The organism is Nocardia concava NBRC 100430 (genome assembly GCF_000308815.1).
Lineage (GTDB): Bacteria > Actinomycetota > Actinomycetes > Mycobacteriales > Mycobacteriaceae > Nocardia > Nocardia concava.
On record NZ_BAFX01000205.1, the window covers coordinates 1 to 23,118 of the forward strand.

General features: G+C 69.4%; 25 protein-coding genes. 7 read left to right on the forward strand and 18 right to left on the reverse strand.

The annotated features are described in order from the left end of the window. Both ON43_RS40900 and ON43_RS40905 read right to left on the reverse strand, forming a co-directional pair. A partial coding sequence (locus tag ON43_RS40900; RefSeq protein WP_040816399.1) for a maleate cis-trans isomerase family protein occupies positions 1 to 726 on the reverse strand: 726 nt, incomplete at its 3' end. A gap of 27 nt (positions 727 to 753) precedes the next feature. After that, complete coding sequence (locus tag ON43_RS40905; RefSeq protein ID WP_040816401.1) at positions 754 to 1,323, reverse strand: TetR/AcrR family transcriptional regulator; 570 nt, start codon at positions 1,321 to 1,323, stop codon at positions 754 to 756. Between the two features lie 81 nt (positions 1,324 to 1,404). Here ON43_RS40905 and ON43_RS40910 point away from each other — a divergent pair, with 81 nt between their 5' ends. Next, positions 1,405 to 2,298 (forward strand): DUF4437 domain-containing protein, encoded by an 894-nt coding sequence (locus ON43_RS40910; protein WP_040816403.1) that lies wholly within the window; start codon positions 1,405 to 1,407, stop codon positions 2,296 to 2,298. A gap of 43 nt (positions 2,299 to 2,341) precedes the next feature. Here the strand turns inward: ON43_RS40910 and ON43_RS40915 are convergent, their stop codons facing one another. Genes ON43_RS40915 through ON43_RS40955 form a run of 9 tightly spaced genes read right to left on the reverse strand, consistent with a single transcriptional unit; the run spans position 2,342 to position 11,029 of the window. After that, positions 2,342 to 3,325 (reverse strand): serine aminopeptidase domain-containing protein, encoded by a 984-nt coding sequence (locus ON43_RS40915; RefSeq protein WP_157514443.1) that lies wholly within the window; start codon positions 3,323 to 3,325, stop codon positions 2,342 to 2,344. Between the two features lie 25 nt (positions 3,326 to 3,350). Continuing rightward, positions 3,351 to 4,094, reverse strand: a complete 744-nt coding sequence (locus ON43_RS40920) for a maleate cis-trans isomerase family protein (RefSeq protein WP_040816407.1) — start codon at positions 4,092 to 4,094, stop codon at positions 3,351 to 3,353. A 15-nt stretch (positions 4,095 to 4,109) separates the two neighbouring features. Next, positions 4,110 to 4,904 (reverse strand): SDR family oxidoreductase, encoded by a 795-nt coding sequence (locus tag ON43_RS40925; RefSeq protein WP_040816409.1) that lies wholly within the window; start codon positions 4,902 to 4,904, stop codon positions 4,110 to 4,112. Next, positions 4,901 to 5,818, reverse strand: coding sequence for a hypothetical protein (locus ON43_RS40930; protein ID WP_040816411.1), 918 nt, complete (start codon positions 5,816 to 5,818; stop codon positions 4,901 to 4,903). Before ON43_RS40930 ends, ON43_RS40925 begins: the two co-directional genes overlap by 4 nt. Next, positions 5,815 to 6,504 carry a hypothetical protein gene (locus tag ON43_RS40935; protein ID WP_040816544.1) on the reverse strand — a complete coding sequence of 230 codons (690 nt, stop codon included), beginning with the start codon at positions 6,502 to 6,504 and terminating at the stop codon, positions 5,815 to 5,817. Before ON43_RS40935 ends, ON43_RS40930 begins: the two co-directional genes overlap by 4 nt. Beyond that, the gene (locus tag ON43_RS40940; RefSeq protein ID WP_040816412.1) at positions 6,479 to 7,621 is read right to left on the reverse strand and encodes an aromatic ring-hydroxylating dioxygenase subunit alpha; all 1,143 of its coding nucleotides are present in this window, start codon (positions 7,619 to 7,621) and stop codon (positions 6,479 to 6,481) included. The genes ON43_RS40935 and ON43_RS40940 overlap by 26 nt, the downstream gene beginning before the upstream one ends. Before the next feature lie 10 nt (positions 7,622 to 7,631). Further along, a complete protein-coding gene (locus ON43_RS40945) occupies positions 7,632 to 8,573 on the reverse strand; it encodes an alpha/beta hydrolase family protein (protein ID WP_040816414.1) in 942 nt (313 codons plus the stop codon). 3 nt (positions 8,574 to 8,576) lie between these two features. Further along, entirely contained in the window at positions 8,577 to 9,386 is an 810-nt protein-coding gene (locus ON43_RS40950) for an oxidoreductase (protein WP_051180178.1), read from the reverse strand. After that, positions 9,383 to 11,029 (reverse strand): nitrilase-related carbon-nitrogen hydrolase, encoded by a 1,647-nt coding sequence (locus ON43_RS40955; RefSeq protein WP_040816416.1) that lies wholly within the window; start codon positions 11,027 to 11,029, stop codon positions 9,383 to 9,385. The genes ON43_RS40950 and ON43_RS40955 overlap by 4 nt, the downstream gene beginning before the upstream one ends. 249 nt (positions 11,030 to 11,278) lie before the next feature. On the opposite strand from ON43_RS40955, the gene ON43_RS45395 reads away from it, so the two are divergent. The 5 genes from ON43_RS45395 to ON43_RS40980 are packed head-to-tail and all read left to right on the forward strand — an operon-like array spanning position 11,279 to position 14,936. Then, positions 11,279 to 12,346, forward strand: coding sequence for a hypothetical protein (locus ON43_RS45395; RefSeq protein ID WP_040816418.1), 1,068 nt, complete (start codon positions 11,279 to 11,281; stop codon positions 12,344 to 12,346). Then, positions 12,343 to 12,945: a neocarzinostatin apoprotein domain-containing protein gene (locus ON43_RS45400; protein ID WP_040816420.1), complete on the forward strand. Its 603-nt coding sequence runs from the start codon at positions 12,343 to 12,345 to the stop codon at positions 12,943 to 12,945. Before ON43_RS45395 ends, ON43_RS45400 begins: the two co-directional genes overlap by 4 nt. A gap of 9 nt (positions 12,946 to 12,954) precedes the next feature. After that, positions 12,955 to 13,365 carry a neocarzinostatin apoprotein domain-containing protein gene (locus tag ON43_RS40970; protein ID WP_083914350.1) on the forward strand — a complete coding sequence of 137 codons (411 nt, stop codon included), beginning with the start codon at positions 12,955 to 12,957 and terminating at the stop codon, positions 13,363 to 13,365. Between the two features lie 7 nt (positions 13,366 to 13,372). Further along, positions 13,373 to 13,945, forward strand: a complete 573-nt coding sequence (locus tag ON43_RS40975; protein WP_157514444.1) for a hypothetical protein — start codon at positions 13,373 to 13,375, stop codon at positions 13,943 to 13,945. A gap of 16 nt (positions 13,946 to 13,961) precedes the next feature. Next, positions 13,962 to 14,936, forward strand: coding sequence for an alpha/beta hydrolase (locus tag ON43_RS40980; protein WP_083914353.1), 975 nt, complete (start codon positions 13,962 to 13,964; stop codon positions 14,934 to 14,936). 300 nt (positions 14,937 to 15,236) lie between these two features. On the opposite strand, the gene ON43_RS40985 is transcribed toward ON43_RS40980, so the two are convergent. The 6 genes from ON43_RS40985 to ON43_RS41010 form a co-directional block, all read right to left on the reverse strand. Then, positions 15,237 to 15,656, reverse strand: coding sequence for an Hsp20/alpha crystallin family protein (locus ON43_RS40985; RefSeq protein WP_040816546.1), 420 nt, complete (start codon positions 15,654 to 15,656; stop codon positions 15,237 to 15,239). Between the two features lie 120 nt (positions 15,657 to 15,776). Beyond that, positions 15,777 to 17,198: an aldehyde dehydrogenase family protein gene (locus tag ON43_RS40990; RefSeq protein WP_040816425.1), complete on the reverse strand. Its 1,422-nt coding sequence runs from the start codon at positions 17,196 to 17,198 to the stop codon at positions 15,777 to 15,779. After that, a complete protein-coding gene (locus ON43_RS40995) occupies positions 17,195 to 18,337 on the reverse strand; it encodes an FAD-dependent oxidoreductase (protein ID WP_040816426.1) in 1,143 nt (380 codons plus the stop codon). The genes ON43_RS40990 and ON43_RS40995 overlap by 4 nt, the downstream gene beginning before the upstream one ends. Beyond that, positions 18,334 to 19,722 (reverse strand): aldehyde dehydrogenase family protein, encoded by a 1,389-nt coding sequence (locus ON43_RS41000; RefSeq protein WP_040816428.1) that lies wholly within the window; start codon positions 19,720 to 19,722, stop codon positions 18,334 to 18,336. Before ON43_RS41000 ends, ON43_RS40995 begins: the two co-directional genes overlap by 4 nt. After that, on the reverse strand, positions 19,719 to 20,993 hold the full coding sequence (locus ON43_RS41005) for an acyl-CoA dehydrogenase family protein (RefSeq protein WP_040816429.1): 1,275 nt from the start codon (positions 20,991 to 20,993) through the stop codon (positions 19,719 to 19,721). Before ON43_RS41005 ends, ON43_RS41000 begins: the two co-directional genes overlap by 4 nt. Further along, positions 20,990 to 21,469, reverse strand: a complete 480-nt coding sequence (locus ON43_RS41010) for a flavin reductase family protein (protein ID WP_040816431.1) — start codon at positions 21,467 to 21,469, stop codon at positions 20,990 to 20,992. Before ON43_RS41010 ends, ON43_RS41005 begins: the two co-directional genes overlap by 4 nt. A gap of 123 nt (positions 21,470 to 21,592) precedes the next feature. Between ON43_RS41010 and ON43_RS41015 the strand changes: the two genes are divergently transcribed. Then, on the forward strand, positions 21,593 to 22,381 hold the full coding sequence (locus ON43_RS41015) for an IclR family transcriptional regulator (RefSeq protein WP_040816547.1): 789 nt from the start codon (positions 21,593 to 21,595) through the stop codon (positions 22,379 to 22,381). Positions 22,382 to 22,391: 10 nt separating this feature from the next. Here the strand turns inward: ON43_RS41015 and ON43_RS41020 are convergent, their stop codons facing one another. Beyond that, entirely contained in the window at positions 22,392 to 23,099 is a 708-nt protein-coding gene (locus ON43_RS41020; RefSeq protein ID WP_040816434.1) for a hypothetical protein, read from the reverse strand. Positions 23,100 to 23,118 lie beyond the last annotated feature (19 nt).

Below are 23,118 nucleotides of genomic sequence, written 5' to 3' on the forward strand. Positions count from 1 at the left end.
CCGGCCCGCGCCCTCCACCCGGTCGTCGAGGCCGTGGTCGCGTAGCGCGTGCCACAGGGTCGCGGCGTTGATCGCGATCACCGGTTTGCCGAGTTCACGCTCGAGTTCGTCGGCGAGGCCGACGAACGAAAGGTTGGTGCCCACTTGGACGATGGCGTCCACATCGGGGGCGTCGAGGGTGGCCACGACCCCGCGCAGCCGGTCGGGGCCGACCTTGGCGATATCCATGGCGGTCGGGCAGCGCAGGCCGGTGATGGCGGCGACGTCGAAACCGGCCTCGGTGAAGAAGCGGCCCACCTCGCGGTCGGCGATGGGCTGGTAGGGGGAGAAGACCGCGATGCGGCGGCAGCCGAGCTCGCGCAGTGCCGCGCGGCACGAACTCGCGCCGGTGGTGACCGGCAGGCCGGTTCGCGCGCGCAGGCGCCGTTCGAAGGCCGCATTGCCTTCGACTCCGCCCCAGAAGGTTTCGGCGGACATGCCCATGACCATGCGGTCCGGTTCGGCGGTCAGCGCGTCGCGCACCGCGGTGTCGATGGAGGCGCGAATCTGGACCAGTAGCGCCTGGAAGTCGTCGTCATCGCCCATGACGGGATCGGGGATGTACATGGATCCGGCCCGGTAGGCGATGCCGGGCAGCCCGGCGCGCCAATAGTCGTGTTCGACAACGGTGTTCGTGCTGGGCACGATCACGCCGAAGACGGCGCGGGTCCCGACGGCGTTGGTCATGGTATTCCTCTTTGTGCTCTTCGATCGTCAGTTCGGGTGGAGTGCGTTGCGGGACAGCGCATCCGACACCGCCCGATGCGCGCGCTCGCGATCGGCCGGGCGTTCCAGCAGCAGGACGTCCAGCAGCAGCGGCGCGACGATGGCCATCGCGGTCTCCTCGACGACCGGTTCGCCCGTGACACCCGCCGCGCGCACGGCCGCGCGGATGGGGTCGAGCAGATCGTCGACGTAGCGCTGCCGCAGTTCGGCGCAGGCGGGATCGGTGGCCGAGGCGGTCACCAGGGCGCGCAGGAACGCGGCGACGGGCTTGTCGCGCAGGCGATCACACAGCGAGTCGACCGCGGCGTGCAGATCGGTCACGGCGTCGCCGGTGGGCTCGGGTGCGGGATGGGGTGCGACCGCGATGAGAGCGGCGAGGAAGTCGCGCGGGGTGGGCCAGTGCCGGTAGATCGTGGTGCGCGCGACACCCGTAATGCCGTGCAGCCGTTGCGGAGTCAGCGCCGCGGCGCCCTCGGTGAGGATCAACTCCAGCGCTGCGGTCAGCACGATCTCTGCGGTGTCGGTGGCGGGGCCCGCCGGGCGTCCTGGTCTGCTCACGAAATAAACGATACATCTTGTTTTGGTTATTGATAAGCACTACATTCTGTATCGGAAACATCGCTTCCCGCAGGAGGATTCATGCGTCCCCATGTCGAACTGATCGACGAAAAAGACCTCATCTGGCATGTCGCCGAATTCACGAACGCCGAAGGCATTGCCGAGCAACGCAATCTGAGTTACGACGAGGAGGACGGCTCGGCGTCACTGAAGGTGCGCTTCACCAGCGACTGGACCCGGCCCGCCGGAGTCCACACCGCCGACACCGAATGGTTCGTGCTGTCGGGGCGAGTCACCATCGGCGACACCGAACTCGGCCCCGAAGGGTTCTGGACGGCACCCGCCGGTGTGTTGACCCCGTCGCTGCGTGTCGCGGCAGGCACCGAGATCCTGCTGTTCCGCGAACGCGGCGGCTGGGATTTCGAACCCGCCGACAACGACCGCGAATTCGTCCGCCCAGACCAGAAACTCGTCGTCCGCGACTCCGCGGCCATGCCCTGGATCGACGTCAAGGACGGCAGTCCGATGCGGTTCGACCTCGGCGGCACCCCTGTCCCCGGGCTCTACATCAAACTGCTGCACCGCGACGAGAAGACCGGCTTCTACACCCGCCTGATCAAGGCCAAGCCGGGCTGGCGGGAAATGCCGCTGGCGCATCACCCGTGCAGCGAGGAGGCCTACTGCCTCGACGGCGGTTTCGAGTACAACTTCGGCAGCATGTGGCCGGGCACCTATTTCTGGCGGCCGCCGTTCATCCGCCACGGCGACTTCACCGCCGACGCCGAACGCGGCTGTACCTGGATCGTCCGCTCCGACGCCGACCTCGTCGACTGGTACACCGATAACGCCAGGGTCGTCATGACCGGCGACCCCACCAACTGGGGCGAGGGCTTCCCGCACAGCGCGGCACCCCGCTTCATCAGCCCGGTGCGCTCCAAATCCATTGGGGAATGGGCGGATCCGACCCATCAGTAGTCGCGCGATACCGCCGGGTGTGCACACCCGGCGGTTCGCATCGTCAGCGGCCGAGGAGGGTCTGTATCTCGCCCGCCGCGGCCTCGCCGTCGTAATACCCGCCGCCCGGGTAGAAATCGGGAGATCCGTCCGCAGTGAGTTCATCGCGGGCCCAGGCCGTGGCGAAGGTTCTGGTCAGCCCGGCATTGCGGTCGGTGACCGTGCCGCACAGCAGGCCCGCGGCCGCGGCCACCGTGGCGTCGCCGGTGCCGAGCGCGTCGACGTGGCTGCCGGTGGTCAGCTGGATGCCCAGGAATCGGCCCGGCAGGCGGGTTTTCGCGGCGGCGGTGGCCGAACCGCTGTTGTTGCACAGGGACGGCGGTGTGGTGATCAGGCGGACGGGCAGGTCGGTGGATGCGAGCGCGGTGAGCGCATCGTCGGTGACCGAGGTGTCGATGCCGAGCACAGGATCGAGCTGAACGAGTCCGGCGAGGTGGATCGGGGCGCTGGGGTAGGTGGTGACGAGCCGGGCGGCGATGCCGAACACCGCGTCGCCACCGGCCGAATGGCCCATCAGCACCATGCGATTCGGGAGCGCGAGGGCGGCACGGCCGACTTGGTTCGCGGCAGCCCGGAAGCTGCGTCGCAGCTCCCCATCGGTGCCGAGCAGCCCCGCGAGACCGTCGAGGAAGCCGCGGTTGGGGATGACGCTCGACAGTGCACAGCCGCTCGGATCCATCAAGGGCAGGGTCGGGACGAAGACCAGATCACCGGCGGCGGCCAGCGCGGTGGCCAGCTCGCGGTACTGGTCCTTGGTAGCTCCGAAACCATGTAGCAGCACGACCAGGCCGCGCGGCTCACCGGTGGGGAAATACCAGTCGGCATCTTGGCGCAGATCCATTCCGGCGCAATCGATATCGATGTCGGCGGCCACGCGGATCGGCCCCGGCGGCGCGGCCGTCGCGAGTAAGGGCGACATCGCCGTGACTCCGCCGAACATCAAGATGCTCAGCATGATTCGCGTGACAATCCGGGATCTCGTGGTCACGGTGGTTCTCCCTCGGTGGATGGGCTCAGTGGTCGCGCAGCAGCCCGCCCGCGCCCTCGACGCGGTCGGTGATGCCGTTGTCGCGCAATGCCATCCACCAGGTGGCGGCATTGATGGCGAGTACCGGTTTGCCGAGCCAGCGTTCGGCCTCGTCGGCCAGCCCGACCATGGACAGATTGGTGCCGCACTGGACGAGGGCGTCGATGCCGTCGCCGTCGACCTCGCGCAGCGCGGCCCGCAATTCGGCCTCGGTGACATGGGCGATGGATACCGCGGTGGGGCAGCGCAGTCCGCGGATCGCTTCGACGTCGAAGCCGAGCTCGCCGAAGAAGCGCACCACGTTCTCGTCGCCGACCGGCTGATACGGGGTGACCACACCGATGCGCTTGGCTTTGTACAGTTCCAGTCCGCGGCGGCAGGCCTCCGCGCCGGTGGCCACCTCCAGCCCGGTCGCCTCCTGGATCTGGCGCACGAAGCGCCGGTTGCCTTCGACTCCGCCCCAGAAGGTTTCGGCGGACATGCCCATGACCATGTAGTCGGGTTCGCAGGTCATGATGCGTTCGCAGGTGGCGGTCAGCTCGGCGCGGATCTGCTCGAGCAGCCGGCCCATGCCGGCGTCGTCGCTCATGTTCTGGTCGCGGATGTGGATGCGCCCGAAGTGGGCGGTCACCCCCGGCACACCCATACGGGCGAAATCGGGTTCGACGACGGTATTGGTGGAGGGTGCGAGCACACCGAACTTGGCGCGCCAGCCCAGGACGTCGGGCATGGATTCTCCGGTAGGTCAGGCGGTTTCGGGGGCGGCGAACAGGTCGCGGTGGCGGAACGGCGCGGCCGCGAAGCGGCGCATCACCTTGCCCGGCGTCAGCCAGGCCACGCGTACGCCATTGCGGGTCTCGGTGACCGCCCGCCGCGCCAGCCAGGGCGCGACGGTCTCGACCCTGTCGGCGAGAACGTTGAACACCTTGCGCGCCTTGGCGAGTTCGGCCTCGTCGTCGTAGCCGTGGGTGAGCAGATCGGTCACGACCATCCCGGGACTGAGCAGCCCGATCGATACTCTGGAAGGCATCTCCTTGGCCAGCCCCTCGGTGAGATAGGTGACCGCGCGTTTGGTCGCGCCGTATCCGGTCAGGCCCGCCACCGAGCGGCCGTCGCTGCCGAGCCCCTCCATGTTCCACACGTGCCCGCCACCGGCCTCGGCCATGCCCGCGATGGCGACCGCGCAGCCGTTCACGACACCGATCAGGTTGGTGTCCACCACTTTCCGTGCCTCGCCGGCCGGTAGTGACCACAGCGGGGTGCGGGTGTGCGTTACGCCCGCGTTGTTGATCCACACGTCCACGCCGCCGAAGCGTTGCACCGCGGCGTCCCACAGCTCACGCACCTGCTCGCGGTCGGTGACGTCGGCGGGCACGACCAGCGCGGGCCCGTCCAGTTCGGCGCGCACCTTCTCGATGCGTTCGATATCGGTGCCGCACAACGCAACCCGATGCCCGTCGGCGAGCAGTGCCCGCGCCATCCCGAGCCCGATGCCGCGCGTGCCGCCGGTGATGACGACAGTGCGTGCGCCCGTGCTCATGCGCGTTCCAGGACGCCGTGCACGACCACCGCCAGCCGATTGCGCTCGAACAGCTGATACACCACGGCCAGCCGCGAACCCGGTCCCATCCCCGGCTCGGCGTCGAGCATGAATTCGCGGCCCACCAGCCGCCGACCGTCGGTCAGGTGCAGGAGCACGAAATTGACGCGGCCGTACGCCTGTCCATTGCCCCAGAGGTCGGGGCCTTCGTGGAACGAGCGCGCGCCGTCGCGGCGCACGGTGGTGCGAACGTCGGAATCGAGGACCCCGGACATGGTCAGGTGATGTTCGGCCGTCAGCAGGCCGAGCGGGTCGACGGTCAGCGACATGCGGGTCTTGCCCAGCTCGACCTGATCGGCGGACCACACCTCGAGGTCACCGGCGAAGCGGCTCTCGTCCTTGGTGGGCAGGGTGAATGTCACCGCACCGCAGCGGGTTTCGGTGGCGATGCGTTCCTGCACGAGCGCGGGATCGCGGGTGTAGACGCCATCGAACACGCCGACGACGGCCGGACCCTGATACAGCACAGAGGAGTACGCCTGCATATCGCCGAGGGTCTGATTCCAGGTGTTGAGCGAGACCTGCCAGCCGGGCCCGTAGTAGTGCGCGTCCACGAAACCGCCGTAGGGCTGCCCGGACCCGTAGAAGTCCGGCCCTGTATAGATCCGATCCCCGTCGCGGTCGAGCACCCCGAACGCGAACGGCGCACCGAGGGTGAACCGCCCGGCCAGCTTTCCGCCGCCGCTCAGCCCGCCGTCCATGAGGTAGGTGATCTCCCCGCTCTCGAAGACCGACGAGCGGCGGATGTCCTCGAATCCGAGCCACACGCCCTCGGCGTCGAACAGAGAGGGCCGCCCCACCCATTCCCCGGCGATACGCTCCTGGAACACACTGGGTTTCGCCTGAACGCTCATGCTTGCAGCTCCCCGCGTACCCGTTCGGACTGTTCGCTGCCCAGCAGCCGGGTGACCTGTCCCCACACCGGATCCACCTGCGGGTTGAACAGATTCGCGCGGTTGGCGCGGTCGCGCGCCGCCAGATCGGTGTCCACCGCGGGAACGCCCTTGTCCACCAGCGTGAGCCAGTGCCGCAGATACGCGTCCACGGTGCCGCTCAGCTCGCCGAAGGCGGACTCGTCGGCCCGGCACACCACCATCCACGGCGACATGAGCGCCCGCTGCCGCGGCCCGATCGCCGCCGCCGACACCCCCTCGAGCTGCCAGGCCGCGTCCAGCAGCGGCGTCAACGGCAGGTAGGCGGCATCGAGATAGTCCAGGTGCACGGCCAGATCGGCGCGCGGAATCAGATCCAGGTGCATGGCGTAGTACTCGCCGCCGTACACCGAGTCCAGCGTGAAATGCGGTACGGCCGAATCGCTTCGGGTGAAGGCGAAGATCATGTGGCTGTCCAGCCCGATGGGCGGCACCACCAGATCGACCGTCACCGCCTTGTCTATGGGCCTGCCGCGCAGCACACGCAGCCGCCCCACCGGATCCGGGGACATGGCGCTGGTCAACGCCACATCCTCGGTGACGGTCAAACCCAGTGTGCTGGAGATGGTTTCGAGGGTGCGCTCACTGAGCGCGGCCGGCAGGGTCATGCGGTTGTCCTCCATTGCGGGCCTTGTGCACCCAGGCGCTGGCCAGTTCGGGATTGTCGCGGCGCGCGGGCGAGGCGATGACGGTGGCGGTGCGCCGGGGCGCGTCACCGGTGATGATGTCGTCGCCGCCGACCCACCAGCCCTGCTTGATCAGCTGGCTGCGCCGGCGACGGTAGGCGACCTGCAGGGCGTCGCTGCGCACGTGCAGCTCGTCGGACAGATCGAAGGGAAGCAGTTCGGGCCGTTGCGATTCCACCACCGGCCGGTCCTGTAAGAGGATCTTCTCGATGCGTTTGCGGGTATTGGCGTCGGCCCAGCCGCCGGTGAAGAAGTTGCGGAAGCCGAGGATCTTCACCAGGGTGCGGTCCTGCGACAGCGGAATGTTGAAGTCGTAGAGCAGTAGATCGCCGATCGGCAGCCGGACATGCAGCTTCACGATATTGGGCAGATACCAGGCATTGGTGACGGTCACGTACTCCGCGCGCGGCTTGCCGCGGAAGAGCAAGCCCCACAGCCCTTTCGGCGGGGGCGGGCTCAGCTCGATATCGGCCTCGGCCGACCAGTCCGTCTGCCGCACCCGGAAATCGGGGATCTCGGGCTTGTCCGGATTGCCGAAGGCGGTGCCGTGCACGAACGGGGTGTGCGAGGCGTCGACGACATTCTCGAAGGTGCGCTCGTAATTGGCGTCGACCACCATCTCGTACTCGACCGCGCGGAAGGCCGGATCACCCCACTGCGGGATCTCGGGAATGGGCGGGCGCTCCGCCTCGGGCAGATCGCCGAGGAACGCCCACACCATGCCGTAGCGTTCCGCGGTCGGATACGCGTCCACCCGCGCCTTGCGGGGAATGGTGCGCTCGGGCGCGTTGGCCGGGATGCGCACGCACACCCCGGCGGAGTCGTACTGCCACCCGTGATACGGGCAGGTGATGCAGTCCCCGGTGACCTTGCCCATCGACAGCGCGCCGCCGCGGTGCACGCACAGATCCGACAGGCAGACCACCGCACCGGATTCGGTGCGGTAGAGCACGAAATCCTGGCCCAGGCAGGTCACCTTGCGGGGCTGACGGCCGACGCGGCTACCGAATTCGACGGCGTACCAGAAGTTCTTGAGCAATGTGATCTCCTCAGCGCCGTTTCAGCAGCATGCCGTCGTCGAACCCGGCCAATTCGTCCCGCGCGGCCGGTGAACCGCGCAGGTGGGCGTGCAGGAACAAGGTGGTCAGGTGGGCGAATCTGGCACAGGCGTCGGTGTCGCCGAGCCCGTCGAGGAACGCACGCGCGGCGGTGGGGTCGGCGTCGGCGATCGCGAAGTGATTGGCGCCCGGCACCACCGCCAGCAGATGCTCGCCGTCGGGCAGCGCCTCGGTGAAGGTGCGCTGCACCGGGTCCGGCCGGTCCTCGCCCTCGCCGTAGCGGTCGGCGCTGCCCTTGATGACGCCGTCCTCGGTGCCGACACCCAGCAGCACCGGACATCGGACCTGGGCGGGAAGCACGGTGCCCGGATCCCAGCCGAGCATGGTGGCGACCATGGTGTGCGCGCCCCACGCGAAAACCGCGCGCACGGAAGGGAAGTAGCGCGCCGACTGCAACACCACGGTGCCGCCCGCCGAGTGCCCGCCCAGCGCGACGCGGTCGAGATCCAGTGCGCCGCGCAAGGGTTCGGTCTCGTTGAGCTCGGCCAGGCCCGTGAGAATGGCGGGAATGCTCGGGCAGGTGGGCCGGGTGCCGTAGGCGTCGGGGCGCGCGGCCGCCAGATCCACGCCGGGCGTGAGGCCGCGCTGCCCGCCGAACAACTCGGCCACCCGATCGAAAGTGACCACCACGAAACCGGATTCGGCGATGGCGGTGGCGAAGCGGCGATAGGAGTCCTGGCCGACATTGACCCCGGACAGGAACACCACCACCGGGTACGGTGCGCCGGCCTGATCGGGCGCGAACACGCCGGTGAGTCGTTCGGCGTCGTCGCCGGTGGCGACGGCCGGGTAGTAGATCTTCAGATGGGCGGTGTCGAACGGCGCGTCGCCGTCGGTGCGGACCGACCACCACAGGGAACGGATCAGGGTCATCGCTCACCCCACCGGCCGCGGCAGCACGCGGTCGCCGCCCCACAGGGCGCGCACCAGGCGCTGGGTCAGCTCGGGTCCGAACATGCGCTCGCCCATCACATTCGCCGGATCGCGTTCGGCGATATTGCGGCGGACCCGCAGATCGCGCGCGGCCAGGTCGGCGCGCTCGGCCTCCGGGACGGTCTCGGCGGCGTCCACCCAGCCCAGCCACTGCTCGACCTTCACGGTGAGCAGCTCGGCCACGGTGTCGAGATTGGGCCGGGTCGGCGGGAACGAGTAGCAGTAGGCGGTGGGGGACAGGCTGGCTCGGATGAACCCGGTGCGACTGGTGAACCAGGTGAAGTCAGGGTGGTCCTGTTTGAAGGTCAGCCACGGCGCATCGGCGTCGGCGTAATAGCGGTCGTAGTAGTCGCCGTCGCCGACCAGGTCGCCGCGCGGCACCCCGTCCACATAGAACCAGCCCTCCGGCCACAGCAGCAGCGCCGACCCCAGATGCGGCACCCGCACCTGCGGACCCAGCCACGCGGTGAGGTGCATGTTCACGAAACCCGTTGCGGGATCACCGATCCAGGAGTGCACCAGCCAGTCGATCTCCGGGCCGGAATAGGCGGCCAGGCTGCCGGACGGGCCGCTCTCGGCGCTGCCGTAGGAGTCCAGATCGATGGTCGAGGGGTCGCGCGTGAGCTCGAAGCGTGCCTCGATGCGCGTCTTCAACCGCGCCAGCAACTCCTGCCACTCCCGAAAGGTCTCGGTCACATCGGTTCTGGGGTTCTCGTCGACCATCTGCTCGACGTGTTGGAGGGTTTCCTTCATGGCAGCTCCGGTTCGGTTGTCGCGGTCACTGATTCGCGCGTGAGGGCGGCGGTGGCGGCGAGCGGTCGGCCCGCCACCAGATCGGTGCCCCGGGACACGCGGCGATTGCTTGCTTGCGCCGGGCGGACGGTAGCGATCAGGCGGTCCGCACCCGGCGGCGCGGCGAACACCTCCGGGTGACTGATGACACCGGTGAACGGGCCCTGCCAGGGCGTCCAGAGGGTGAAATCGGGGCTCAGCGCATAGACGGCCGCGGCGAGCCCACCGGCCGGATCCAGGCCCGCGGCAACGATGTTCACCCGATTCTCGGCCGCGCGTTCGGGCAGGCCGAGCCGGTGCTCCCAGGGCTCGGCGGGCGCGTGCGCGACGGCCACCACATCGGCGTCGGCGAGCGCGGCCAGCCGGAAGGTCTCCGGGAACAGCGCGTCGTCGCCGACCACCAGGGCCAGCCGGGCCCACGGCGTCTCGAAGACCTCGAGCCGGGAGCCGAGCTCGGTGAGCCAGGGGTAGCGGCGGGTGCGATGCAGCTGGGGTTGCCTGCCGCGCACGCCCTCGGCGTTGACGAGCAGTCCGACATGCGCGCCGCCGGACCCCGTGGTCAATACCGCATGCGCTTGCGAGCCACGCAGCGCCGCGACCACGGCGGTGACCGCCAAGGGTTTCGAGAGGCATTCGGGTACCACGATCAGTTGCGCACCGGCGGCAGCCGTTTCGGCGATGAGATCGATATCGGGCAGCGTCACGGCGACCCGCTGGGTCTCCGCGGCCGTGGTGGTGCGCGCGCTGTTCGTCGCGGTCAGCAGCGGGGCGTAGACCCGGGGGCGGCGCGCGGCGAGCAGATCGGTGCCGTCGGGCCGGTGCTTGTCGTCGGCACGGCGAATATCGACGTCCGCCACCACCAGGGCCTCGCCGGTCGGAGCGGCCTTGGCCACGGTGGTGCCGTCCGGGGCCACGATCTGGCTCTCGCCCGCACCGTGCAGCCGATCGGCGGGCACGCCGAGTTTCGCGGCGATGGCGGGCAATTGGTCTTCCGGCAGCAGCGGGCCCACCTTGTTGGCGGCGATCACCCACACCTTGTTCTCTGCCGCGCGCACCGGAATGTGCAGGCTCGCTTCGTCGGTGGCGAAGGAGTTGAGGCTGTTGAGCAGCAGTTGCGCACCGCGCACCGCCAGCGAGCGCGGCACCTCGCAGATCACGCCCTCCATGCACGCGTACAGGCCGAGGCGGCCAAGCGGGGTGTCGACGACCTCGGAATCGGTGTCGCCACGGTCGAGATAGTCGTTCTCCGCGCCCATGAGGATTTGCTTGTCGGATTCACCGAGCAGGCTGCCGTCGGGCCCGTAGAGCAGGCTGGTCGCGGTGGTGCGGCCAGCGGCGCGGGCCAGGGTGACGCCGATCTTGAGATACAGGCGGTGCCGGGCGGCGCGCTCGGCGACGGCGATGAGGAAGGAATCCCCCAACCGGCAGGCCATTCGGCGCGCGTGAGACCGGTCGGTGTACCACGATAGGTGGTTACAGAACTCGGGCAGCACCAGCAGTTCGGCCCCGTCCGCCGCGGCGGCGTCGATCATGCGCAGGCAGGTCTCGAGGTTGACCGCGACATCGGTGCCGGCGGCGAGCTGGGCGGCGGCGACTCGCGTCATGAACGCGCACCTCCTGATCCACAGTGTTTCGGAGATCGAAACACTGTTTCCGATTCTGTACCGGTCTCCGGAATCTGTCCAGTGGACGGGCGAAGATTTCCCGCGGCGGTCCGGCGGCATTCCAAAAGCGCCTGTTTCCAGGCGGTTACGTGCGAATTCGCGCTTGACACCCATGGTCGGCGACGGTTCAATATGGCAACTGCGAAACCGCGTTTCGGTGTGCGAAACGGGTGTTTGGAGGTGAGGCGAGTGGGACCACTGCTCCTGCTGATCGCCACCGCGGCGGCCGGACCCGCCGCCGGAATCGAGATCGCGCTGCTGTGCAAACCGCTCGGCGGGGCCACCGGCCTGCCGGGCGCGGTCGTCGGCTACATCGGGCTCACCGCGCTGGCGCTCGGCTGCGCGGCGATCCCGCCCGCTCGCCGGTGGCGGCTGCTGTCATCCGGCCGGCGCATCGGGATCACGGCACTGGTCGCGGGTGCGGGAATGCTTGCCGCCGGGCTGATTTCGACCGTATGGGGCCTCACCGTCGGCGTCCTCGCGACCGGGCTGGCGGCCGGGCCACTGCTGGCGGCCGCGCTGGCCGAGGCGAGCGTGCGTGGATTCCACACGGCCATGTCCGCGGGCGCTCTCGCCGGGGCACTCGAAGCGGCGGAGTTCTTCGAACGACCGGGTATCGCATTGGCCCTCGCGGGCGGCATCGCCGCAGCGGCGGGATCGGTTGCGGCGGTGCTGAATCCGGTGCCGACCGCAGGTTTCGATGGCGGTCTGCGGGCCGGTGCGCGGAGCCTGCGCTGGGCGTTGATCCACTACGGCGCAATCGGTTTCGTGGCGGGAGGCGCGGTGCTTCCCGCCCTGCACCTGCTGCTTTTCCGGTGGAGTGTGCTCGATGTCGATCAACCCGCGCACCTCGCCGTCGCCATGACCGCGGCCCTGGTCGTCGCGCTGCTGGGCGACAAGCTGATCACCGCACCGGCCGCGTGGTTGATTCTCGCGGCGGGCGGTCTCGTGCTCGTCGCCACCGCGCCGAGCGCATGGCAGGCCACAACCGGTCTGACGGTCTCGGTGGCGTCCGGGGTGGGAGCGATGGCCGTCGCCGATTCGACTGCGCGCCAGTCCATTCCGGATGCCGAGCGGTGGACCTCGGCCGCGGTGACCGGGCTCGCGCTGGCGCTGGGGGCGGGGTGCGGTCTGGGGGCCGCCGTCGGCGCCGGTCGGGTGTGGGGGACCGGGTCCGCGCTGACGCTGCTCGCCATCCCCGTGCTGGCCGCCGCATTGACCGCCACCCGGTTCTCGACGCGAGGAGCCACCCGATGACCCACGCCTGGACGCGCGGCCGTGCCGCGTTCGCCCTCGCCGCCGCCCTGGCCGCGCCGACCGGTCTCGCCGCGGCCGACCCCGGCGCTTCCGCCGCACTGCACATCAACGCGACCGCGGACCTGGCCGAGGGGCAGCGGATCACCGTGAGCGGCAGCGGATTTCAACCCGGGCTCGCGGCCGTGGCGGTGGGCCTGTGCAAGCAGGGGTTCACCAACGGCCTGAAGGACTGCGACCTCGACGGCGGGGCCACCTTCGTCAATATCGACGCCGAGGGCGGTTTCAAGACCCTGACCCTCACGCTGCACGCGCGGTTCAAGGAAATCGACTGCACCCGTCAGCAATGCGTGGTGGCCGCCGCGCCCCTGCCGGGTACCGAGCCGGCGGCGGTCATCGCGGCCAACTCGGCCGCGGTGGCGATGTCCTTCGCCGGATCACAGCTGACACCGGCGGCCTCGCCGCCCCCGCTCACCTCCGCGACGGTCGCGTCCACCGATACCCGGGGCCCCTCCACGGCGCTGTGGTCGGTGACCGCGGGACTGCTGGTCATCGTCGCCGCAATCGCCTTCGCCGATCGGCGCAGGCAGCAAGAAAGGTAAGGAAACACCATGTTTCGATACGGAACTCGACTGGGCGCCGTGCTCACCGGCCTGACCGCCCTGGCCATGTTCGGCGGCGCGACCAGCGCACAGGCGGCCTCGGTGGACGTGAGCCAGGCGTGGGGCGTCTCGGCCGGGCAGACCATCGGCGTCTCGGTGAGCGGGCTCCCGCCGAACCTGGCATCGGTGGCGGTCGGCCAGTGCAAGGCGCAGATCTCCGGGCCGTCGGACTGCAACCTCGGCGGCTCGCTGCTGGGAACCGCTGACGCGCAGGGCAATTGGTCCGGCGGCGGCATCACGCTGGTGGCGTCGATCGGCGGCGTGGACTGTACCGCGGCGGCGGGTGCGTGCACGATCTCCGTGACCAGCCTGACCGATCCCAACAACATCCTGGCCTCGGTGCCGCTCAGCTTCGGGTGAGGACACCATGAGACACGACATCCTCCGGGGTGTGGTGGGCGCGGCGGTCACGGCCGCCGCGCTGCTCGCCACCGCGCCCTCCGCCGGCGCCGCACCCGCACTGCACCCGACACCCGGCGGGGAGGTGAGCGTCGGCGAGGTGATCACCATCGCCCTCGACGGCCTGCCCGCCAATCTGCCCAATGTGGCCATCGGCCAATGCAAACCGGCCATCGCCGCCGCGTCCGACTGCCAGCTGGATCGCTCCCTGCTCGGCAACGCCGACGCGCAGGGCGTGTGGCAACCCGGCCAACGCGGCCGCACCATCGTGCTGACCGCCTCGGTCGGCGGCGTCGACTGCACCTCCGCACCCGGCGCGTGCACCCTCGCCGTCACCAGCCTCACCAACCCGACCGCGATCCTCACCTCCGTCCCGCTCACCTTCGGGACCGCCCCGACCGCGAAACCGGCTGCCCAGCAATCGGACTCGCGCGACTCCCACGTCGGCGAGATCATCGCCGGAGTCGTCGTGGTCATCCTGCTCGCGGCCGCCCTGACGTATCTGCTGCTGCGGCAACGCAAGTCATCCACATCTCGATGAGGAACAGGAAAGTCCCTTGAACATTCGACGCCTGATGGCGGTCGCGGCCTCCGCCGTGGTCGCCCTCGCCGCCTACACCGGCTCAGATACACCGATGGCGAACGCCGACAGTGCCGTCGGCTTCGTCGCGAACACCGTCGACATCCGCTGCGCCTTCACCACGTTGCATCAGAGCAGCAACTGGTACTTCCCGACCGGAACGCCCAAGGCGCTGGTCTGGTTGCAGCACGGTTTCGCCAGCTCCAACGACTCGGTCGCCGACACCGCCCGCAAGTTCGCCGCGCAGGGCTTCCTGGTCTTCGCGCCGACCCTGCCGACCGCCAACCTCTTCGGCTGCACCCTCGAAAACCTCGGCAACAACACCGATTTCCTGCACAATGTGGCGGACCTGTTCGGCAAGTCGAACGACCTCGGCGACAAGCTCGGCCGGAGTTTCACCGACGCGCGGGCCAAAGCGGGTCGCACCGACGTGACGCTGCCGACCGCGTGGGTCTTCGCGGGGCACTCCGCGGGCGGTGAGGCCGTGCCGTACGTGACCCAGGCGCTGCGCGCGGACTATCCGGGCGCCTTCGCCAACCTGCGCGGTGAAATCCTCTACGACCCGGTGAAGAGCTTCATCGGCAGCAACCTGAGCAGCGCGCTCAACCACCTCGACAACACCACCCTGCCGATCCTGGCCGTCACCGCGCCGCCCTACACCTGCAATCGCGACGGCGCCGGCACCCAGGTTTTGATCGATCAGCTGCACCGGCCGTTCCTCGGCGTGCGCCTCACCTCCGGCGCGCACATCGACGTCGAGGGCGCGAGCGCGCCGACACCGGACAAGGTGGCCTGCGGCACCCCGCAGGCCAAGAACATCGATGCCCTGCAACATCTTTCGATCGGCTGGGCCGGTGATTTCGTGAGCGGAGCCAAGACCGCCGACCTCTATCCCGGCGGCGGCTACTACCAGTCACTGGTCTCGGCGGGCACGATCACGACCCTGCCCTGAGACAGGAGAACGCCGGGCGGGCCCGCGAGCCCGCTGCTGTGCGGGCCCACCCGGCGTAGAAGGGATCCGAACCTCATGACTTCATGGTTTCAGCGGCTTCGCGCCGAGCCGGGCGTGGTGTCCGGGCCGTCATCGCCATGTGCATGGCCGGGCACTGCCCGCGGTGACGCTCGCGGGCGTTACGGTGCCGAGAAGCAGGCTCGCGGATCGGACACGTCCGGCGCCGTGCGCGGGAGTCGCTGTGCTGCTGTTCTTTCGATAGGCATCACCTCGCTTGTTCGCATCCGTTCGGGGGGTGGGTCAGGCGTTGATGGCCTGGCGGTCGTCGGAGCGGGAGATCTCGATCTTGCGGGGCTTGGCCTGCTCCGCGATCGGGACCCGTAGCCGCAGCACTCCGTCGCGGTAGTCGGCGCGGATCGCGTCGGTGTCGAGGTTCTCACCCAGGAACAGCTGGCGGGAGAACACACCGCGGGTGCGTTCCGCGGCGATCATCGACCGGTCCTGATCCAATTCCGGGCGTGCGGCTTTCACGGTGACCACATTGCGTTCGACGTCCAGGTCCAGCGAATCCGGGTCGATGCCCGGCAGGTCGAATTCCACGAAGAACTCGTCGCCGTCGCGCCAGGCGTCCATCGGCATCACGGCCGGGCGGGCCGGTGTGCCGAACACCTGCTGAGTCAAACGATCCAGGTCACGGAAAGGATCGGTGCGCATCAGCATGGTCGCCACCTCCAACTAACTCCAATCTCTGTCGATGAGTTGTCAGATAATCTGTTTCATCTGACATAGATATTTTTTAGCACTCGACACATGAGAGTGCAAGAGGGTCGGACGGGGAAATCAGGCGTTCGTGGTGGTGGGGTAGGCGCGGGCGGGGAGGCCGGGGCCGCCGGGGCGGAAGGCGGCGGGGGAGTGGGTGACGGTGGGCTGGATGTATTCGCGCAGTCCGTCTTCGGCGTATTCGCGGCCGTAGCCGCTGCGCTTGATGCCGCCGAACGGGGCGCGCAGCGACATTCCGGTGCGATTGTGGGTGTTGACGAAGGTGAATCCGGCTTCGAGCCGGGCGGCGAAGGCGAAGGCGCGGTCCTCGTCGGCGGACCAGACCGACGCGCCGAGGCCCAGCTCGGAATCGTTGGCGCGAGAGCGGACTTCGGCCTCGTCGTGGTAGGTGAGCAGGGGTACGGCCGGCCCGAACTGTTCGGTGCCGACCAGTGGCGCGTCGTCGGAGAGTCCGCAGGCGATGACCGGGTCGACGAAGTAGCCCTCCCCGCCAGGGCTTTTCGCCAGGGTGATGATCCGAGCGCCGCGGGCGGCGGCGTCGGAGATCAGCGCCGTGACCCGGTCGGCCGCCGCGCGGCTGACCACCGGTCCCATGGTCACCGACTCGTCCAGGGGGTCGCCGACTCGCAGAATGCGGTGCGCCGCTGCCAGATACGAGTCGAGGAACTCATCGGCTCGCCATTGCGGGACATAGAGACGTTTCGCCGCCATGCACACCTGGCCGGAGGTGGCGAAGGACGCCAGCACCAGCCGCTCGTAGTCGTCGGGGGTGAGCGCGAAATCGTCGAGGAACACGGCCGGGTCGTTGCCACCGAGTTCGAGGACAACGGGTTTGAGCGCCTGCCCCGCGGCCGCGGCGATGGCCCGTCCGGCGGCGTCACCGCCGGTGAACGCGACCTTGCCGACTCGCGGGTCGGCGATCAATGCCCGCACCAGATCGGGGCCGCCGTGCACGACGGTGGTCTCCGGCAGCAGCGCCGCGACCCTGGTCACGGTGAGCGGTGCCAGCGGAGAGGGCTTGAGCAGCACCGTGTTCCCCGCCGCCAGGGCCGGGCCGAGCTTCAGCATCGACAGGATGATCGGCGCGTTCCAGGGCGTGATGGCCGCGACCACGCCGTAGGGGCGCGGTGTCACGCTCAGGCGTCCCTGGCGGTCATCGATCTCGGTGGTCACGAACATGGTGCGGGCGTGGTCACAGACCCAGCGCAGATACACCGCGGCGAAGGAGATCTCGCCCCGGCAGTCGGCCACCGGCTTCCCGGTCTCGCGGGCCAGGAGGACCGAAAGGTCCTCGACCTCGGCGTCGATCGCGTCGGCGGCCGAACGCAGCGATTCCAACCGCTCCGCGAGCGTCGTTCGCGACCACTCCCGGAATCGGCGATCCGCCTCCCGCGCAATGATATCCACCGCCTCGGACGGTGTGACCGGCACCGACCCGACCAGCTCGCGCGGCCGGGCCGGATTCTCGCGATGGATTCTCATGCCGTGGCCTCGAGCGAATCCATCAGGCACGCGCGCCGCAGGTGGGCGCGCGCGGCGGCCGGGTCCGCCGCCAATTCCCGCAGGTGCCGCCGGTATTCCTCGTCGTGCCCGTGCAATCGCGACCAGTTGGCGCGGCTGGTGCGCTGCACATGGTCGACCGCGACGGTACGGCGTTGCCGGGCAACGTGATCGAGCACCGCGTCCGGCGCACCGTCGAGCACGTCGGCCAGCGCCGCGGCCATGCGGACCGCGTCGTGGATGCCGCTGTTCATCCCGAGTCCGCCCAGCGGATTGTTGACGTGCGCGGCATCGCCCATGAGCAGCACCCGGCCGTCGCGGAAGCGTGAGGTCACCCGCTCGTGGACCCGATACAGGCTGGCGTGCGCGATGCGCCACGGCCGCCCCAGCTCGGCGACGCCGGTCAAACGGTCCGGGAGCCTGCGTAATTCGTGTTCGTCCGGCGTGCCGTCCGGGGTCGGCAGCAGCACCCGCCAGTGGTCGGGGGTACGCAGCAGCACCAGCCACTCATGCGGGTCGAACACATAGTTGATCGGCGCGATCCCCGGCAGCGCGGCGGAGAGATCCTCGTCGACCGAGGCGACCAGGAAGCGCTCCGGATAGGTGCTGCCCTCGAAATCGGCCGAAATAGCCTGGCGCACCGCCGAATGCGCGCCATCCGCGCCGAGGAGATAGTCGCAGCGCACCGGTCCCCGCGAGGTCGTGATCTCGACGCCGTGCGCGCCGGCCGAAACTCCCTGCACCGCATGGGAGAACCGCACCTGCACCCCGTCGGGCAGCGCGTCCAGCAGTATCGGGGTGAGCTTGCTCTGCTCGCACTGCACCCGATACGGGAAGCCGGTGTCCTCGGCCAGCACGCTCAAATCCAGGGTGGCGATGGCGTCGCCGCCGCGCTCCCGATACTGGAACATGGAGGCCACCAGACCTTTTCGCAGCAGCGCGTCCACCACGCCGAGTTCGCCCAGCATCTCCAGGGTGGGCGGATGGAAGGTGGAGGCTCGGGATTCGTCCGCCAGCCCCGGCCCCTGCTCCAGGACGGTGACATCGATTCCACGCCGCGCCAGGGTCAGCGCCGCGGTCAGCCCGACCGGTCCCGCACCGGCGATCACGACGGTGCTCATGAGGTGTGCAGGGCGAATCGCCCCTCGACGCCGACCACCCGGGCTCCGGTGAAGAACCGCAACGTCTCCGCGGTGCCCTCCTCACCCAGCCCGGAGACGCCCCACGCCGGGCGCGGGGTCATGAGATCCAGGCTCATGATGGACGAGCCGTTGACCTTCACCTCGCCCGCCCGAATCCGGCGCGCCACCGCCAGCGCGAATTCGGTATCCGTCCCGCACACATACGCTTCCAGCCCGTAGGGCCCGGCATTGGCCAGCCGCACCACATCCTCGACGCTGTCGTAGGCGAGCACGCCCGCGACCGGGCCGAACACCTCCTCGCCGAGATCGTCCGCGAGAAGCGCCGGGGCGACATAGTTTCCGCTTTCCGGCGGCGTCCCGAAGGACCGGTGCTCACGTCCCTCCAGCGCCGCCCGCACGGTCCGCACGTGCCGGGAATGCACCAGCGGGCCCAATTCCGTCGCACGGTCCAGCGGCGATCCCATGCGCAGCGCCTCGAGCCGTTTGCCGATGGCCTCGGTCACCTCGTCCGCGCGCGCCGCGGGCACGATCAGCCGCCCCAGCGCCCGGCACCACTGCCCGTTGAGGGTGGTCAGCAGTTCCGCGCCCATGCGCGCCGCGGTGTCGAGATCGGCGTCGGGCAGCACGATCAGCGGGTTGTTGCCGCCCAATTCGAGCTGGCAGGGCCGAAACAGGGGAGCGGACACGGTGGCGATCTCGCGGCCGCCCGGCACACCGCCGGTGAACGACACCGCCTTGATGCGCGGATCGGCCACCAGCCGTGCGCCGGTCGCGGCATCGCCGTGCACGAGCTGGAACATGCCCGCGGGCGCGTGCTCGGCGATCACCTCGGCCAACACCACCGCGCTGTACGGGGTCAGCTCGCTGACCTTGAGGATCACCGGGCAACCCGCAGCCAGGGCGTTGGCGACCTTGTGCGCGGCCATCGGGGCGGGCGCGTTCCACGGCACCAGGCACAGGGCGGGACCCAGCGGCAGCCGATGCACCTCGACCGCGCCGCGGTCGGCCCGCAGCGCGCCGCCGCGAATCTGGTCCGCGGCCAAGCGGAACGAGCCCGACACGATCGCGCCCAGCGGTTCGGTCTGGCGCACCGGCACGCCGGTGGCGAAGGCATCGAGTGCGGTGATGCGCTCCAGGCGTGACTCGAGCCCCGTGGCGATGGCGTCCAGGGTGTCGGCGTCGATGCGCCCGGAGGCCCGCTCCGCCACCGAAAGCGCCCGCTCGAGCCGCTCGGGTCCGGTCGCCACGGCCTGCGCCACCTCCTCTCCGGTGGCCGGATCCTCCAGCGCCAGGCCGATATCCACGGCGGGCGCGTCCCATTCCCCGTCGATCAGATCGCGAATCGGGGGCAGCTCGATGCTCATCGCGCGGCCGCCGCGGGCGCGGTGGCGAACAGGTCGTTGGCGCGGGCCTCGGTGACGATGCGCGCCACCTCGAGCATGCCGCGCTCGGCGGGGAAGGTCATGACCAGACCCATGGCCAGATCCCTCAGTGCGCGCCCGGTGACGCCGTGCATGGAGGCCGCCGAGGTGCCGCCGGCCTTGAGCGCCCCCAGCGCCACCTGGAAGCACGCCTCGGTGACCGCGCCCTTGCCCAGCCGCCACTGCGCGAACACGTCCTGCTTGGATTTGAAGGGCACCTCGGCGGTTTCGACCGCGAGCTGATAGCGCAGCCACAGATACGCGGTCTGCAGGCTGCGGGTCATCTCCCCGAACAGCAGTTGATGCACGGGCGAGGAGGCGATCGGCTCGCCGGTGTCGGCGAAGCGTTTCGTCGTGGTGGCGGTGAGGATCTCGTCGTATACCCGTTGCGCGCAGCCGGTGTAGACCGCCGCGATGGCCAGCTGATTGCCGACGAAGCTGCCCCGGCTCATGGTCAGCATCTTGGTGAAAGCGCCCGGCACGCCGAGCGCTTCGTCGTCGGGCACGAACACGTCCGCGAGCCGGATGCCGTTGTTGGCGGTGGCGCGCATGCCCAGCCCGTCCCACGGGGCCCGGGTGCTCACACCCGCGGCTTCGCGCGGGACGAAGAAGGTGGCCAGCCCCTCGGCGGTTTCGTGGCCCTCGAGTTTGGCGGAGGTCAGGTAGTAGTCGGCGACGCCGGTCGCGCAGCCGAAAGACTTCTCGCCGTTGAGAATCCAGCCGCCGTCGACCTTGTGCGCGGTGGTGGCGATGGTGATGTTGGCCGCGGAGGTCTTCACCGATTCCGAGGCGAAATTGGCCAGCCACGCCCCTTCGCCCATGCGGGTCAGGACCTTCTCGGCGAAGGCCCGCACCACCGGGATCTCGGCGTCGTCGAACAAGCCGGCGTCGATGGCCTCGAGTGGAAGCAGTCCCCGGGAGGCGCTGGTGTTGTGGAAGAAGTAGGCCAGCGCGGTGGACGGGCAGGCGGTGCCCATGGCGTAGGTGGCGGCCGCCAGATCCCGCAGCGTGCCGCCCAATCCGCCGAACTTCTCCGGCACCACCAGCCCCAGCAGTCCGGCCTCGCGCAGCAGCGCGATGTGCGAGGCGGGGAAGGTGGCGGTGGCGTCGGCCTGTTCGGCGGCGGCGCGCAGCGCGGGCAGCACGGATTCGACGCGTTCGGCGCGTTCGAGTTCGGCAGGCGTCATGTCTTCGACGAGTCGTTGGCCGATCATCGGGCGATCCCCTCGTAGTAGGTGCGGTCGTGATAGATGAGCGGGGCGGCCGGACGCGGCATGGCGGCGTCGCGGACCAGCCCCAGGACGATGGTGTGATCCCCGGCCGGATAGCACGCGGCCACAACGCAATCCACCCAGGCGACGGCGTCGGCCAGCACGGCCGCTCCGGTGGTGGCGGTGCCCCAGTCGCCGACCGCGAACCGGTCGGCGGTGGCCGGTCCGGCGAAACGGCGGCCCACCTCCCGATGGTCGCTGCCGAGCACGTTCACCGCGAAGACCCCGCTGTGCCGGATCAGCCGGCAGGTGGCGCCACTGGATGTCACACACACCGAGACGAGCGGCGGATCCAGCGCCACACTGGTGAACGAGCTGGCGGTCATGCCGTGGCGGCCGCCGTCCGGGGTGCGGGTGGTGACCACGACGACCCCGGTTGCCCACTGCGCCAGTACCGTCCGGAGATTCTGCGATTCCATCTCTACTCCGTTTCGGTAGTGGAAACGCTGTTACGCACAAGGTAACGATAGGTGGTCGGGGGCGCAACCGCCACCCGGGCGATCGTGTTTCCCATGGGGAAATCGCACCTCTACACTGGCCGCGTGCCCGATACCGAAACCGACAGCCAGAGCCGGTCCATCGCCGCGGTCGAACGCGCCATGGACGTCCTGCTGCTCTTCGGCCGCAGCGGCCGGCCCGACCTCGGCGTCACCGAGATCGCCAATGAGCTCGGCATCACCAAAGCCGCTGTGCACCGCATACTTACGGCATTGCGGAGCCGCGATCTCATCACCCTGGAACCCACCACGCGGCGCTACGCGCTCGGGCACGCGGCCATGGCACTGGGCCGCGCGTATCTGGCGCGCACCGATCTGCGGGTGATGGCGGGCCCGGAACTGCGGCGGCTGGCCACCCTCACCGGGGAAACCGCCACCCTGTCCATCCGGCGCGGCGACACGCGCATGTACGTGGACCAGGTGGTGCCGGATCAGGAACTGCGCATGGAAGTGGCGCTGGGGCAGCCGTATCCGCTGCACGCCGGCAGCTCCTCCAAGGCGATCCTGGCCTACCTGCGCAAGGAGGAGATCGACGAATACCTGCGACGGCACGAGCTGACCGCCTTCACCGCCGCCACCATCACCTCGCAGCGCAAGCTGCGCACCGAGCTCAATGCCGTCCGCACGCGCGGCTACGCGGTGTCACTGGGGGAGCGGCAGATCGGGGCCGCGTCCATCGCCGCGCCCGTGCTCGATCACGACGGTGGCGTGGTGGCGGCGATCAGCGTGTGCGGTCCGCTGTCACGGTTCGAACCGCACATCGACGATTACGTGCCGATGCTGCTCAAGGCATCCGGCGCGCTGTCGACCCAACTCGGTTACACCGGAGAGTGATTCGCGCACCTCACAGGTGCGCGCCCGGTTTGAACACGCCCAGCGCCGCGGCGGCCAGCACGCTGCCCCAGATGACCCAGACATAGGGCAGGCAGCCGTTCACGCTGCGGCGCAGCACGGTCTCGGCCTCGGTTCCCGGGCCTTCGGCGAGCATGCGGCCGAAGGCGGGACCGAAGGGGCGCAAGGTGATTCGAATGCCCAGCCCGGCGGCGATCGCGGCGCAGTACAGCAGGATCTTGCCGCCCAGCCAGCGAGGGTTGGTGGTGACGCCGAACGGGTCGTTCGCGCACAGCGTGTACACCCCCGCCGCGGTCATACCCGCGATCACCGCGATGCGCAGTGCCAGATCGGCCCGCTGGATCGCGGCGATGCGTCCGTGTGTGCGGTGCGTGATGATCGTGCACGCCAGCCACACCGCGGCGAGAACCCACACCAGCGCGATCGACCACCACGGGAACAGATCGATACCGAGAAAGCTTGCGCCGTGCGGTGATTCGGCCATGAGTGTCACGCCGCTGGGCAGAAACAGCACCAGGCAGATCTTCGGCCCGAGGTCGAGACCGCTCATGATGGCCAGCGCCGTTGCCCGCACGGGCGGGGCGAGCCCGGGGTCGATGACGAAGCGGCTCGAGTAGAACACACCCAGATCACCGCCCAGCCAGAACACGAACAGGACCAGATGCAGCAGGATCCACCACCCGTAGTGATGCGGGCCCATGATTTCCTAACCAGGCTCG

Bases quoted from the DNA above. Each gene is read 5' to 3' on its own strand.
- ON43_RS41010 (WP_040816431.1), bottom strand. From the start codon at position 21,469: ATGGAATCGCAGAATCTCCGGACGGTACTGGCGCAGTGGGCAACCGGG.
- ON43_RS40930 (WP_040816411.1), bottom strand. From the start codon at position 5,818: ATGAGCGTTCAGGCGAAACCCAGTGTGTTCCAGGAGCGTATCGCCGGG.
- ON43_RS41005 (WP_040816429.1), bottom strand. From the start codon at position 20,993: ATGATCGGCCAACGACTCGTCGAAGACATGACGCCTGCCGAACTCGAA.
- ON43_RS40935 (WP_040816544.1), bottom strand. From the start codon at position 6,504: ATGACCCTGCCGGCCGCGCTCAGTGAGCGCACCCTCGAAACCATCTCC.
- ON43_RS40945 (WP_040816414.1), bottom strand. From the start codon at position 8,573: ATGACCCTGATCCGTTCCCTGTGGTGGTCGGTCCGCACCGACGGCGAC.
- ON43_RS40910 (WP_040816403.1), top strand. From the start codon at position 1,405: ATGCGTCCCCATGTCGAACTGATCGACGAAAAAGACCTCATCTGGCAT.
- ON43_RS40975 (WP_157514444.1), top strand. From the start codon at position 13,373: ATGAGACACGACATCCTCCGGGGTGTGGTGGGCGCGGCGGTCACGGCC.
- ON43_RS40990 (WP_040816425.1), bottom strand. From the start codon at position 17,198: ATGAGAATCCATCGCGAGAATCCGGCCCGGCCGCGCGAGCTGGTCGGG.
- ON43_RS41020 (WP_040816434.1), bottom strand. From the start codon at position 23,099: ATGGGCCCGCATCACTACGGGTGGTGGATCCTGCTGCATCTGGTCCTG.
- ON43_RS40995 (WP_040816426.1), bottom strand. From the start codon at position 18,337: ATGAGCACCGTCGTGATCGCCGGTGCGGGACCGGTCGGGCTGACCGCG.
- ON43_RS40925 (WP_040816409.1), bottom strand. From the start codon at position 4,904: ATGAGCACGGGCGCACGCACTGTCGTCATCACCGGCGGCACGCGCGGC.
- ON43_RS40950 (WP_051180178.1), bottom strand. From the start codon at position 9,386: ATGAAGGAAACCCTCCAACACGTCGAGCAGATGGTCGACGAGAACCCC.
- ON43_RS41000 (WP_040816428.1), bottom strand. From the start codon at position 19,722: ATGAGCATCGAGCTGCCCCCGATTCGCGATCTGATCGACGGGGAATGG.
- ON43_RS40970 (WP_083914350.1), top strand. From the start codon at position 12,955: ATGTTTCGATACGGAACTCGACTGGGCGCCGTGCTCACCGGCCTGACC.
- ON43_RS45400 (WP_040816420.1), top strand. From the start codon at position 12,343: ATGACCCACGCCTGGACGCGCGGCCGTGCCGCGTTCGCCCTCGCCGCC.
- ON43_RS40920 (WP_040816407.1), bottom strand. From the start codon at position 4,094: ATGCCCGACGTCCTGGGCTGGCGCGCCAAGTTCGGTGTGCTCGCACCC.
- ON43_RS40955 (WP_040816416.1), bottom strand. From the start codon at position 11,029: ATGACGCGAGTCGCCGCCGCCCAGCTCGCCGCCGGCACCGATGTCGCG.
- ON43_RS40985 (WP_040816546.1), bottom strand. From the start codon at position 15,656: ATGCTGATGCGCACCGATCCTTTCCGTGACCTGGATCGTTTGACTCAG.